Source organism: Croceitalea sp. P059 (genome assembly GCF_031846365.1).
Classification (GTDB): Bacteria; Bacteroidota; Bacteroidia; order Flavobacteriales; family Flavobacteriaceae; genus Croceitalea; species Croceitalea vernalis.
The window spans coordinates 482,742-497,342 of sequence record NZ_JAVRHW010000001.1 but is presented as its reverse complement, the minus strand read 5'-3'; the positions used below and the strand labels follow the sequence as shown (position 1 = coordinate 497,342).

The following is a 14,601-nucleotide window of genomic DNA, read 5'->3' as shown; positions in this document are numbered from 1 at the left end:
TGTTTTATTCTGTGCGCAAACTTTTTACTGGATTAGCAACTGCTGATTTTATTGCTTGGAGACCAAGGGTGAATGCTGTAATAAGAAGGGCGACAATCCCAGCCAAACCAAACATCCACCATTGAATTGATATACTATAAGCAAAACTACCCAACCAAGCGTTCATAACATACCAAGCAATAGGGAAAGCTATAACGGCGGCGATTCCCACTAGAATGATATAGTCTTTTGACAATAGAATCACAATTTTTGTTACTCCAGCCCCAAGCACTTTTCGAATACCAATTTCTTTAACCTTTCTTTTGGCCATAAATGATATTAAACCAAACATACCTAAGCATGAAATAAATATGGTTAATATGGCGGTAACATTGACAGATTTTAAGATGCCTTCAATAAGTTGATATTGAGCACTCACCTTATCGGCTAATCGTGATTGCTCGTATGCCCTTCTAGACGAAATTGTATTAAAGACAGCTGTGATTTTGGCCGCTACTTGCTTTTCTTGACCATCAACGACACTAACAGATAAGAATCGATGCCTATCGAGGGCACTTTTATCACGATAAATATGTACTAAAGGTTCAACAGCATTCTGCATATCTTGGTAATGAAAGTCTTTAACCACTCCAACAATTGGGGAGCCTGAACCTTCATCGAATTTATATTTTAAACGTTTACCTTCAATAGTATTCCACCCAAAAGCTCTCATTGTGGCCTCGTTTATAATCACTGGTCGTTCTTCATTATTATCCAGATTTCTTTCAAAATTTCTACCCATTATAATAGGAATTTCGAGCGTTTTTAAATAACTATCGTCGGCATAAGACCTTCTAATTCGTACATCTTTATCTCGAGACGCATCGTAATATGTGGTGTAATTAAAATAATAATCTGATGGAATTGATTCGCTAGTTGCTACGTTTTTTACATACGGATTTGCTTCCAGGTCATTTATAAGTGCATTGAATTTTGACGTAGCAGCGTCAAGATTTTTATAGTCTAAATCAATATTACCTACTAAAATATTATTTCGTTCAAATCCTAAATCCGCATTCTTCATAAAACCAATTTGTTGGTTTAAGATAATGGCAATGCTGATGAATAAGATGGCAATTGTAAATTGTAAAATAATAAATGAGTTTCTCAGAATGAAATTGCTTTTTAATTGGTCTATTTTCCCTTTGATACCTATAGATACGGGTATTTTTATAAATCGAAGTGTTGGGAGTATACCTACCGTTAAAGTTGCTAAAATTCCCACTCCTACAATCCCAATAACTACTGGGTAATCTTTAAAAAGGTCAAAAGAAATAGTGCCGAACTCAGGGCCAAATGTGTCGTTCAATCTTGGTAAATTAACCAGTAGAAAAAGAATAGAGGAAATAACCAGGGATATAAAAACAAGAATTCCATTTTCAACGCAAAATTGAATGATAATGCTTTTTTTATTGCTTCCTAGAACTTTACGCACGGCAATATCTTTGGTGCGTTTAAACATTGTTGATGTGTTGAGGTTTAATAGATTTACCAGAATGATTAGTAAAACAAACACTGACGCTGCTATAGAACCTCCAATAATTGTGTCAACAACTGGAATAATATCTGTACGCATTTCGGCGTATGGCATTACATCCATTCCAGCAATTAGAGATGGGTCAGTATAATTTTCTTTAACCAGTTGTTCAATTCGACTTTTAAGTGCGGTTACATCGGTATCTGGGCGAAGCTTAAAATAAACAGGAGAAAAACTATTTGCCCAATTAGTTTGAGCTATAAAAGTAGGATTATCTTTTAATAAGGTATTTGGTAAAACCACACCTAATCGAAAAGAAGAATAGGGACTAATTGGTTCGAGAACACCAGAAACTTTTAAATTTAAAGTGTCAGCTCCTATTATAGTTTTGCCAATAGGGTTTTCATCACCGAACATCTGTTGGCTTACTTTATTGGTAAGAACGATAGAATATTTTTCTTTTAAAGCGGTTTCTTTATTTCCGTATTTTAAAGGGAGGTTAAATACTTTAAAGAAATCAGCATCAGCATAATCTGTACGGTTTTGAAACTCTTTTTCGCCGTTTTCTAACCAAATATTACCCCAACCATGCAAATGTGTTCCCGCAAGCACTTCGGGTGAAGTACCAACCACTTTCTCCATGAGTGGATAAGGCACCTCTCTATACGAATTACCATCTTTAAGTTGTGTTTTTAAATACACAATATCATCTTTTTCGGGGATGCTACTATCGGCTGTATAATATGCATATACCGAGAACAATAGGGTCAACACACTTGAGACACCAATGCTTAAGCCAACAAGATTTAACAAGGAAAGTGTTTTGTTTTTCCAAAGATTACGAAGCGATATTTTAATATGATTTTTAATCATGGATGTTCGTTTTTTGATTGATGATTTATTCTGTGCGCAAACTTTTTACCGGATTTACTATTGCTGCCATTACAGCCTGAAAGCTTACTGTAAACAAAGCGATACTAATGGCCACCACTCCAGCAATTACAAATACCCATAAATCAATGGTGATTTTATAGGCAAAACTTTCCAACCATTTATTCATAAACCACCATGCGAAAGGAATGGCAATAAAAAGGGCAATCAGTACCAGACGCATAAAATCTTTTGAAAGCAATCGAACAATGCCTGATACACTAGATCCCAATACCTTTCTTACGCCAATTTCTTTTTTGCGTTGTTCTGCGGTATAAGCTGCCAAACCAAATAGACCCAAACAAGAGATAATAATGGCCAATGCTGCAAAAATCTTGGCCAGATCGCCTACAAGCGCCTCATTCTTAAATTTTGAATTGAACAAATCATTTTCAAATTGGTATTCAAATGGGAATGTAGGATTGTACTTTTTAAGTACGTTTTGCACCACGGTCAAGGCATCCACCGATGACACATTTGCTTTTAGGTTCACATACATGGTGTTCGCATTGTCCGAATAATTATAAAAAATAACCGGTCCTGTATTGTTATTACCGTATACGTCTCCATACACATAATCGTTTACTATACCTACTACATTATAGTTGATATCCTCGTCCGTTATAGTTTTTCCGATAGCACTATCTTCTCCCATCAATTTAGCAAAAGATTGGGTTATTATAACATTGGTACTGTCTATCATAGCATCGTTGTTGAAGCTACGACCTTCAAGTAAATTTAATCCTACCGTACTAAAAAAGTTTGGACTTACAAACCTATATCTTACCAATACATTCTTGCTATTCTGACCCCCTTGCCATCGATATCCTTGCCCATTAAAACCCCCTGTTAGCATGTTTGCATTGGTCAGCGCCACATTATCTATTAGACCTGATGCTATCATTTCTTCTTTAATGGGTTTAAATTTCTCAATCATATTGCCGCTTACAGGTAGATTTAGTAATGTTCCTTTACTATAACCTACATCCCGAGTGCTTGCATGTTCTATCTGTTGATAGATGATTGTACTGCAAATGATGAACATGATGGAAACCGCAAATTGAGCAACCACTAAACCTTTACGAATTATTGTTGTGTGTCCTAGGTTTTTGCCTGTACCTTTAAGTACTTCTGCAGGTCTAAAAGAGGATAAGTACAGGGCGGGATACCAGCCTGCTAAAAGACCGGAAATCAACGTAATGCCCAAAAGAAAAAGAACATGAGTAGGGTCAACCAATTTAAGCGCTATCTGCTTTTCTACTAGAGTATTGAAGTACGGGAGTAATAGCACTACAAGAACAACACTTAATGTCGCCGACATAACGGCTAAAATCATAGACTCCGTTAAAAACTGACCTATCAATCTTTTTTTACTAGACCCCAATACTTTTCGCACACCAACTTCATTGGCCCTCTTACCACTTCTCGCCGTAGAGAGGTTCATGAAATTGATACAGGCAATTACGAGAATAATCAAAGCGATGAAGGCCAGCGACCTTACCAAAGTAATCTTGCCACCAACAATTTTCCCTTCTTTAAACTCGGAACGTAGGTGCCAATCCTTAATGGAATGTAAAAATGCCTCATTTGGAACTTCCGTTTCATATTCTATTTTGGAAGCTATCATTTTCCTGACCTTGCTATCTACTGTTTTAAAGTCGGTATTTGGAGTAAGTTCTACGAAAGTATCAGCAAAATTTCCACCATATCGTTCGGCCCAAGCCATATTTTCTTGTCCCAATTGGAAACGTTGAAAGGGTATAAGCCAATCAAATTTATAGGTAATCGTACTTGGTAAATCTTGAATGATACCGGTTACGATAAAGGAAAACTCACTATTCAATTGTAGTACTTTATTCAAGACGTTTTTATCGGTGCCGAAAAGCGCTATTGCGGTTTTCTGTGTCAACACAATTCCGTCAGGGGTTGAAAGCGCTTTGTCCTTTTCTCCTTCCAAAAATTCTAAACTGAACATATCGAGAAAATCAGGTTGCACGTACCTTCCAAATCTGTTTATTCCCGTTTCCCCGTTTGTGAGCAACATCTTCTCCCCAAATGTTGCGGCAGATTTTGCAATTCCAGGTACTTCTTCTTTTAAATCTTTGGCAAGCGGTCCAGGGGTAACGTTATAAGTATATACTTCTCCTTCAAAAGTTTGGTTCGTGGGCACGTAATAAAGTAAGTCTTGATTTGGAAAAACACCGTCATAATTAACTTCATCTTCTACCCAGAGTAAAATCAAACAGGCACAGGTAATGCCTATGGCTAGCCCGAAGATGTTCAGCGCGCTAAATTTTTTGTTCTTCCAAAGGCTTCTAAATGCGATTTTGAAATAATTTTTAAACATGATTGTTCGTTTTTTGATTGATGATTTATTCTGTGCGCAAACTTTTTACTGGATTAGATCTGGCAGCCTTAATGGCTTGATAACTAACTGTAATAAAGGCAATGGCCAATGCCAAAACCCCTGCTATAACAAACATCCACCATGAGAGATTGATTTTGTAAGCAAAGTCTTGTAACCATTGGTTCATAGTATACCAAGAAATCGGAATTGCGATAAGCATTGAGGCTAAAACCAGTTTTAAAAAATCAATGGATAAAAGTTTAGTTATTCCAGTTGCTGAAGCACCCAATACTTTCCGAATACCAATTTCCTTAATTCTATTTTGCGCCATATAACTTGCTAAACCAAATAGACCTAAACAAGAAATTAAAATGGTTAGAATTGTAAATAAGCTTGCTAATTTTTCTGTTCGTTGCTCATCAGCAAATTTTTGTGCGTAATCTTCATCAACAAACTCATAATTAAAAGGATAATTTGGGTTGTACTTTTTAAATATAGCTTCAGTAGATTTTAAGTTATCAAACGTACTATTTTGTGAATCAAGTTTAATATGTATTAAATTAAACCAAGCTCTTGCACCTTCAATAACCATAGGACTTATTTTTTGGAATGGTGAATTGAAAACAAAATCTTCGACAACTCCTATAACATGCCAATCAGTACCATTATCTTTTATGGTTTGTCCAAGGGGTTCTTCAAACCCCATAAGTTTAACAGCAGATTTGTTGAGGATTATTGCCGTGGAATCGGTTGGATATTTATCTAATTCAAAATCCCGCCCTTCAACTAGCTGTAAACCCATAGTTCTGATGATAGCATCATCCGCCACTAATCTATGGACTAAGGTTTTGTTGTCGTCACTTTTACCTTTCCATTGAATATCCCAACTATTACTCCAACTTTCGGTGATTGGCGAATTAGTTTTTGAAATTGAAGTGGCAATACCGCCTTCTAATAATTCGGATTTAATGGAAGCATAATTTTTTTCTACATCACCTTCCATTTGAATGTAAACTAGGTTTTCTTTATTATAACCGAGTTTACGATTTTGAACTGTACTAATTTGTTCTTTTACAACAATAGTCGCTGTAATTAGAACAATAGCAACAGAGAATTGAACAATGACCAAAACTTTTCTTGGTGTAATTAAAGTATTTACTTTATTAAAAGTGCCTTTTAAAACAGATGAAGGTTTGAATGCAGATAAATACAGTGCTGGATAGCTGCCTGCCAATAATCCAGTAATTAGAATTGCACCAAAAACTAATCCCCAAAACCAGGGACTTTTCCAATTAACGCTAAGATTTTCATTTATAAGTTCTGAAAAGGAAGGCAGGGCAATAACAACAATAATCAAAGCTAATACTGCTGCTATAAAAGAAATTAAAACTGATTCTCCTAAAAATTGAAAAATCAACGCATTTTGACGTGCACCGACTACTTTACGAACACCGACTTCCTTGGCTCTTTTTTCACTTCGAGCTGTGCTAAGGTTCATGAAATTTATGCAGGCGATAACTAACACTATTAGTGCGATAATACCAAATAAGCGAATGATGTCAATAAGTCCGCCGATTTCTTGACCGTTCTCAAATTCAGAATATAGATGAGACCTCGTATATGGGTACAAAAAAGTCACCATTTCAGGCGCTTCTTTATCATAAGATTCACGCAGTGATTTTATTTTTTCTGAGAAAATATCATAGTTAGTTCCTTTTTGAAGTAAGACATATGTTGCAATAGAATTATTGCTCCAATTTTTATCATCATAACCTTTTTGCTTTAAATAGGACCAGGGCATGAGATACTCGAAATTAAACTCTGTGTTAACAGGGAGGTTTTTCAACACTCCCGTAACTTTAAAACTATCGGTATTGTCAACGGTTATGACCTGACCCACAGCTGATTCATCTCCGAACATTTTATTTGCAAAATCTTCAGTAATTACTAAGGAATTTACATCTTCGAAAACGGTTTCTATATCTCCTTCTATAAGCGGAAAGCTGAAGATTTTCAAAAAATTAGGATCTACAATTGTACCATTAGCCTTTATTTTTTTCTCGTCCTTTGAAAACAAGAATATATTTTCGTAGAAATACCTAGAAACATGCTCAACTTCGGGATAGTCCTTTTTGATGACCGAAGCCATAACCTTTGGGGTTGAGTTCCATGTCCAAATTTCCCCATCTACTTCGTATTTATTGTAAACTTCGTAAATCCGGTCTTTTTTGTCATGAAATTGATTAAAACCTAGTTCAAAATTGACCCATAACAATATCAAACCCGTCACTGCTAAACCAATTGATAGACCAACAATGTTTAGGAAAGAAAAACCCTTGTTTCGTATTAAGATGCGCCAGGCTATTTTGAAATAATTTTTAAACATGATATTGAGTTTGTTAAAATATTAATGGCTCACATTAATATAAAATCGATTTTCATGCCAAAGACTTAACTATCAGATAAACAGTTAATTACATAAATTACATTTTATAAAAGTGTAAAATATTTGGACATGTTTTGTACAATATATTTACACTTCAAAATGGCTATTATTTATTCTGAGCGAAGACTATTAACGGGATTCTGATTAGCGGCTTTGTAACTTTGCCAACTTACGGTCAAAAGCGTCATTAAAATTACTGTTCCACCAGAAAAAAGGAACATCCAAGGAGTTAATGAAATTTTATACGCAAAACCCTTTAGCCAAAAGGTGACGGCGTAGTAGGCTAATGGCATTGCCAAAATAAACGCCAAAAGCAGCCATTTTAAAAAGTTACTATTCAGAAGCTTCAATATTTCTGTTTTACTGGCGCCATTTACTTTACGAATACCAATTTCTTTATATCTACTTTGTGCCACCATTAAAGACAGGCCTAAAACGCCCATAATGCAAACGAAAATCGAAATTAAAGCAAATAATAAGATGAGTCTTTTTTGAAGTAACTCGGTTTTATAAACATTCTCATAAATAGTGTTGACTTGTTCATATTCCAAAGGATATTCAGGAAACATTTTAGTCCAGATGCTTTCAATACGGTTTACTGCCTCTTGTTGTGAGTTAGAATTGTAAGAGACAACGATACTGTTTAACCAGCTATTTTCTCGTTTAAATAACACCAAAGGTTCTACTTTACTTTGAAGGCCTGATAAGTGAAAATCTTCAACTACTCCAATAATTTTACCCTTTGGTAAATCAACATCCGGAACAGGAGAAACTAGGGCAAAATCTTTGTTGACAATTGCATTGGCATCTTGAAAACCTAAATGTTTTAAGGCACTTTCATTGATGAGGTATTCTCCATTACCGTTTTCATCTGCATTATCTTTTTTAAAATTTTCTCCACTTAAAAAAGTTAACCCGAACACATCGGCAAAGGAGTAATCCGCTGCAAAAACTCCAATTACATTTGCTCCAGGTTCGCTTTCGGGAGCATCTTCAAGAGTATAAGCAAACATATCGTGAGTTTCACTTCCTGGTGTATCCATCATTGCGGAGACAGACTTTATGGCACTTTCTTTTAAAAGCTCAGCCTTAAAAACAGTAAAGTCTTTTTGGACTTCTGAATGGACCAATGGTAAACAAAGAATACTTTCTTTTGCCCCCATAGCATTATCTAGGCCATAGTTGGTTTGTTTTGAAATAACTACAACACCAATTAAAAGCACAATGGCCAATGTAAACTGCGTGACCAGGAGTACTTTATGGCCTTTAACTTTACCTGCTTTTTGGAGGGTTTGATTTAAAGTTAAATGTTCAAAACGATTTTTAAGTACGGGTTGCAGCCCTGCTATTAGCATTAACAGTGAACAAATCAACATGGTTGCTACCACAAATAAACCATTGCCTTCGAGTAGATTTAATTGATAACTCTCAAAAATTAGGGTGTTAAATTCCAACATTCCAAATAAGACTAATGCTATGGTGAAAAGAATTATGATGCTACTTTCAAGAATAAAATAAATACCCATAATTCGTTTTGATGATCCTAGAATTTGATTGAGTGCTATGAAAGTGGAAAGGTAACCAGCCATGCCCAAATTAAGGCTAGCGAAGTTACTAAGTGAGATAAACAACAAGATGACACCGGCTAAAACTAAAACCCAAATATTTGACCAAGAACTATTAGGTTCAATTTCTCGAAACAAATCTGAATTCAAATGAATATCTGTAATGTTCGTTAAATGTGCCACTACTTTTGCCCTTACGGCAGCCCCTTCGGGAGTATAAAAAGCTGAGAGCTGTTCAGTTAGTTTGTTTGCGATGGTTTTAGGAGCAGCACTACCATTTAAAAGCACATATTGGTATGCCCAACCTTCAATCTTATTTTTTCCAGGGAGAAACAAAATATCAGGATGAAAATGACTTTGCTGCCGCATGTTTTCCATTACTCCGGTTACTTCAAAATCAGCTTTGTCAGCATTAAAGTGACCTTTTGGTAATGAAATTACTTGACCAATAGCATCGGAATCACCAAAAACCTTCTTCGCTAATGCATTTGAAATAATAACGGAACCAGGGTTCTTAATTGCTTGTGAAGTATTACCGCTGTTAAGTTGCACATCAAAAACTTCAAAGAAATTCTGGTCAATGGCGTATCCTTGTTCAATGCCAAAATACTGTTCTTGGTTACGGATTAACTTTCCTCGGATCGGTTGCAGACGAACGAAATTTTCAATTTCTGGTATTGGAGCTATTAGTTCGGGTAATAGTTCTGCCGAGTAAAATCGAGCGAAATGATTGTTTTCAAATACATTTGGTGTTGTTACCGTAAACCTAAATATTTGATTTGCTTTTTCATGTTGCTTGTCATAGTCTAATTCATTCTTTACAAAAAGAGCAATGAATAAAACACCGCAAAGCCCAAGAGAAAGTCCAATGATTTTTATTCCGTTTAAAACAGGTCTTTTCTTGAGATTACGATAGGCATATTTTAAAAGCATTCTATGAATTTATTGATTTTATTCGTTTCGTAAACTTTTTACCGGGTTTTGGGTTGCCGCTTTTATACTCTGAAACCCTATTGATAAAAAAGCTAGAGACATAGCTATAATACCAACAATTATGGCAACCCACCATTGTAAAGAAATCCTATATACATAGGCTTGTAACCAATTTTCCATGAAATAATAAGCGAGAGGAGTAGCTATTATGAGCGCAATTATAATTTGTTTAAAGATGCCAGTTGCTAAAAGTTTTAAAATATTAGTAACCGAGCTACCTAGAACTTTGCGAATACTTATTTCTTTGGAGCGTTGAGTTATTTGAAAAGATACCATTCCAAATAGGCCCATAGCCGCTATAAAAAGTGTTAACAATGTAAAAATATTGAAAGCCTTGCCTAATCGCTTTTCCTCATCATAAAATTGCATATAAGATTCTTCGACAAATTTAACCTCATAGGGTACGTGTGGCACAATTGTTTTCAGGGTTTTGACAATGAAATCTGATGTTTCTTTGAAGTTCTCCATATTAACCTGTAAAATAACTTCTCCAAAAATTCGCGTATACTCTGGAGTTCTTAAGGCCATAAAAAGCGGCTCTATGGCTTGATCAAAGGTTTTAAGATGAAAATCTTTAAGTACACCGATAACCTTACCATTAGCGAAATCTTTGCCAATTGCCGTTTCCCATCCAAGAGATTTAACCGCGGATTCGTTAAGTAAATATGCCAAAGAGTCGGAGGCAATTTCTTTTGAAAAGCCCCTTCCTTCGATAATATCCATTTTGAAAATATCTAGAAAGTCCTGGTCGACATAAGTTCGATAAATATATAATGGCTCGTTTTCAAAATTACCTTCCCAATTGGTAACAGGACCTTGACTATTGACATTGAAAGGCAGCTGAGAACTCAAAGAAACTTTGTTCACATTTGGGTTTTGTAATAATAGTTCTTTTAAAACCTCTTGTTTTTCTGTAATCTCAGATTCAAAATATCGAACATGAACTAATTGATTATTGCTATATCCAAGATTTTTATTTTGAACGTATTGTAACTGTTGTTGGATTATAACGCTAGCTATGGCTAAACCAATAGCTACAGCAAACTGACTTATAACTAAAATGCTTTTTAAGGAACCTCCTTGTTTATGACTTTTTAAAAAGTTTCCTTTTAGCGCTTTAATAGGTGCAATTCCAGAGAGAAAAAAGGCAGGGTATAGACCTGAAAATACTCCTGTTAATACTGCGGCAATTGACAGAATTACTAAGATTTGAATATTGGAAGTAATATTGAAACTAATTTCTCGATTTAAGAGTTCATTGAAGTATGGTAAAATAAAAGATGAGAGAAATAATGCTAATACTAAAGCTGTAAAAGTTAAAAACAAAGACTCTGCAATATATTGAACTATTAGCCCACCTCTTTTCGCCCCCAACATTTTATTTACACCAACTTCTTTTGCTCGCTTGGCCGATTTGGCAGTAGCAAGGTTGGTATAATTTATGGCTGCTAAAACAAGAATGATAATCGCAATTAAAGCAAAAAGATTTATGTATTTCGCATCGCCATTTTGACCAAGTTCTATGTTTACTTTTGATTTAAGATGAATATCTTCCAAGGGTTGAAGTTTATATTCTGGATAGAATTTAAAACCCTGATTTGCGTATGCTGGTTTAGTGATTGATTCATATACTTTCATCTTGTTTTCCAAGGTCTTATATTGACTTGGATCATTTAAGGTGATATAGGTATGATAGTTATTACTTACCCAAAAACCAACATCTTCTGCATAGTATCCCTGGCTTTTGTATGAAACAATAAAATCGTAAGTAAAATGCTGGTTTTTAGGAGCGTTTTCAAGAATTCCCTTAACTGTAAAAGACGTGCCATTACCAAATTCTATTTCTTGATTCATGGGAGATTTTTCTCCGAATAGTTTAGTCGCGAGAGATTCAGTAATCAGAATATTATTTGGGTCTTTTAAAGCAGTTTTAGCATCTCCGATTACAACATGAGTTGTAAACACGTCAAAATATGAGCTATCTGTATAGAGTCCTTGCTGAACAATTGATAGTTCATCTTTAAGTAATAGTGCGCCTCCGGTATTGAGGTTGGTTACATTTTCAACTTCCGGAAAATCGTTTAATAAAGCTTCTCCTAAAGGCAAAGGAGCAACTGCGAACATATCCGTTCCTTGATAACTATTACCTCTTTGTTGTTGAATTATCCTGAAAGTTTTTTCTGAATTTTCATGATGCTTATCAAAGCTCATTTCAAATTGAATGAACAATGCTATGAGCACGAAGCATGTCATCGCTACCGTTAATCCGGTTAAATTAATAACCAGATAGCTTTTATTCTTTATTAGGTTTCTCCATGCGATTTTTAGATAGCTCTTAAACATGACACTTGTTTTTTAATTATCTCATTCTGTACGTAAACTTTTTACCGGGTTTTGCTTTGCAGCTTTAATGGTTTTGCTACCAACTGTAAATAGGGCAATTACTGTTGCTAACAAACCTGCTACAATAAAAAATAAGGGGCTTAAATTTATTTTGAAAGGATAATTTTTCAACCACTCTTTCATAAACCACCAAGCTATTGGTGCTGCAATTAAAAATGATATACCAACTAATTTCAAAAAATCTTTGGTTAATAAAAAAGTAATATTTGTGACACTAGCACCAATCACTTTTCTAACTCCAATTTCTTTGGTTCGTTGATTTACAATCAATAAGGAAATGGCAAAAAGACCAATACAACTTAAAGCAATAGCTAGTATGGAACCACTAGTAATCATTGTAGTTATTTGTTCCTCTTTCCTAAAAGTTCTGTTGATATTCTCATCTAGGTATGAGCCTAAAAATTTTGAATTCGGTGAAATTTTTGCCCAAGTTTTTTCGACAGCATCATAGGATTTAGCAAGGTTAACTGGAGCCACTTTTACATAAGCATAATATAAATCATAATCTCGACTCATCATCATAGTGATGGGTGCAATAACCTTATCTAAATTTTCGAAATGGTAATCTTTGACCACTCCAATGATAGGAAATCGCAATGAATCACTAAAACTAATGTAAGCAGTTAAAGGGTCTTTTTCTCCAAATTCTTTTGCCATTGCCTCATTAATAACAGCCCCGGACCTATCACTTGCAAATTCCCTGCTAAAGTTACGACCGGCAACTAGCTCTAAATCTAAGGTTTCAACATAATCATAATCAACGGTGAGATAGTTAGTGTTGATGACTCTGTTTTTATATTCAAAACCGAACATGCTACTGGAAACACTTCCATCTTTTCCATATCCTAAATTGTTGTCTGCTCCTGATATTTCTAAGATATCCGTATTACCTGCCAATTCATTGCGTAATAACTCTAGCGCCTCATAACTATTCTTTTTCCCATCTAATGGAAATGACAGCACCTGTTCCTTATTAAATCCAAGATCTTTGTTCCGCATAAAATCCAACTGACTGTGTAGCACCAGAGTCCCAGTAATCATTAAAATAGCGATACCAAATTGCAGCACCATTAAAGCGTCTCGTACTTTGTTTTTGCCTGAGGTGTCTATCTTTCCTTTTAAAGATTGTATAGTCCCTAATTTGCTCAATAACAATGCTGGATAACCCCCTACGATAAGCGTAATTAATAAAATACTAAACAGAAAAAGTAGAATGCTTAAAGGAGATAGAATTAATTCAAAAGAGACTTCAGTTCTGAAAATGGTTTTAAATTCATCAAGAAGCAAAATGCTTATCAATAATCCAATACCTATAGAGAATAGAAAGACAATCAAGCTTTCTGTCCAAAACTGTAAAAAGAGTTGTTTTCTTTTGGCTCCGAGAGTCTTTCGCATACCAATTTCTTTTAGACGTAGCCCGCTTCTTGCGATACTCATATTTACAAAATTGACACAAGCGATAAAAAGAATTAGAAAAGCAACTCCGAGTACCAAATAGGTATTACCGCGACTGACTTCAACATATCCATTTTTAAAGGTTGCAAAATGTTCATTAAGTAGTGGTAAAAGCTCAAACTTATAAAAGAGCCCATCTGCGTCTGGTTGTGCACCATCACGTTTAGCATTTTCAATACGTTCTTGGAAATTGTTCTCGACTAGCGAACGGGTTGCCAAATTAAACTGACCCGGAGCGACATTTTTTGCTAGTTGTACATATACATCATGGTATCTAGCGCTCCAATTATCTTGGCTTTCAAGATAATCGGCTTCTTTTTCAAACCGAACTGCAATTTCAAATTCCAAGGTACTCTGTGAAGGGTTATTTTCTACTACGGTACCTATGGTAAAAGGCTCATCTTTTCCATTGATTAGAATTTGAACTGTTTTACCTATGGCTTCCTCATTTCCGAATAATGATTTTGCCGCATCTTCAGTTATTACAATGTCTGATTGTTTTTCCAATGGATTATTCAGTTTTCCTGCAATTGCAGGAAAGGTGAACATATTGAAGAAATCGGCATCGACCCAAATGGCATCCATATTAATTTCTTTATCACCATAAGTTAGTACAGCTTCTTGTTGTAGATGACGAGTAGCTTTATCTATGCCCGGCACCTCATCTTTGATAGTGGGCATTAATGGGGCAGAATGGCTTACACTTACTTGAGGACCTTTTGGGTTTTGCCACATGGAATAAACCTTGTAAATGTCTTTTGAATTGGCATGAAACTGATCATACGATAAGTCAAAGAATCCAGCCATTGATAATAGTATGGCTACAGCAATTGCAACAGACAACCCAACAATGTTTAGAATGGTAAAGGTTTTATTCTTGACAAGACTTCGCCATGTTATTTTTATATAGTTTTTAAACATAATCGGTTGTGTTCTGATTTTAGTT

6 protein-coding genes are annotated in these 14,601 nt (G+C 35.2%); all 6 read right to left on the bottom strand.

Annotated features, from left to right (window positions below):
* Window positions 1-4: 4 nt before the first annotated feature.
* The 6 genes from RM542_RS02175 to RM542_RS02150 all read right to left on the bottom strand — a co-directional run bounded on the left by RM542_RS02175 (window position 5) and on the right by RM542_RS02150 (window position 14,576).
* Window positions 5-2,389, bottom strand: coding sequence for an ABC transporter permease (locus tag RM542_RS02175; protein ID WP_311384069.1), 2,385 nt, complete (start codon window positions 2,387-2,389; stop codon window positions 5-7).
* Between the two features lie 25 nt (window positions 2,390-2,414).
* Complete coding sequence (locus RM542_RS02170) at window positions 2,415-4,793, bottom strand: ABC transporter permease (RefSeq protein WP_311384068.1); 2,379 nt, start codon at window positions 4,791-4,793, stop codon at window positions 2,415-2,417.
* Between the two features lie 25 nt (window positions 4,794-4,818).
* Entirely contained in the window at window positions 4,819-7,179 is a 2,361-nt protein-coding gene (locus tag RM542_RS02165) for an ABC transporter permease (RefSeq protein ID WP_311384067.1), read from the bottom strand.
* A 170-nt stretch (window positions 7,180-7,349) separates the two neighbouring features.
* Complete coding sequence (locus RM542_RS02160) at window positions 7,350-9,737, bottom strand: ABC transporter permease (protein WP_311384066.1); 2,388 nt, start codon at window positions 9,735-9,737, stop codon at window positions 7,350-7,352.
* An 18-nt stretch (window positions 9,738-9,755) separates the two neighbouring features.
* Window positions 9,756-12,140 (bottom strand): ABC transporter permease, encoded by a 2,385-nt coding sequence (locus RM542_RS02155; protein WP_311384065.1) that lies wholly within the window; start codon window positions 12,138-12,140, stop codon window positions 9,756-9,758.
* A gap of 21 nt (window positions 12,141-12,161) precedes the next feature.
* Entirely contained in the window at window positions 12,162-14,576 is a 2,415-nt protein-coding gene (locus RM542_RS02150; protein ID WP_311384064.1) for an ABC transporter permease, read from the bottom strand.
* Between the last annotated feature and the right edge of the window lie 25 nt (window positions 14,577-14,601).

Excerpts from the sequence above, each read along its gene's own strand:
- RM542_RS02175 (WP_311384069.1), bottom strand. The coding sequence starts at position 2,389 with ATGATTAAAAATCATATTAAAATATCGCTTCGTAATCTTTGGAAAAAC.
- RM542_RS02170 (WP_311384068.1), bottom strand. The coding sequence starts at position 4,793 with ATGTTTAAAAATTATTTCAAAATCGCATTTAGAAGCCTTTGGAAGAAC.
- RM542_RS02165 (WP_311384067.1), bottom strand. The coding sequence starts at position 7,179 with ATGTTTAAAAATTATTTCAAAATAGCCTGGCGCATCTTAATACGAAAC.
- RM542_RS02160 (WP_311384066.1), bottom strand. The coding sequence starts at position 9,737 with ATGCTTTTAAAATATGCCTATCGTAATCTCAAGAAAAGACCTGTTTTA.
- RM542_RS02155 (WP_311384065.1), bottom strand. The coding sequence starts at position 12,140 with ATGTTTAAGAGCTATCTAAAAATCGCATGGAGAAACCTAATAAAGAAT.
- RM542_RS02150 (WP_311384064.1), bottom strand. The coding sequence starts at position 14,576 with ATGTTTAAAAACTATATAAAAATAACATGGCGAAGTCTTGTCAAGAAT.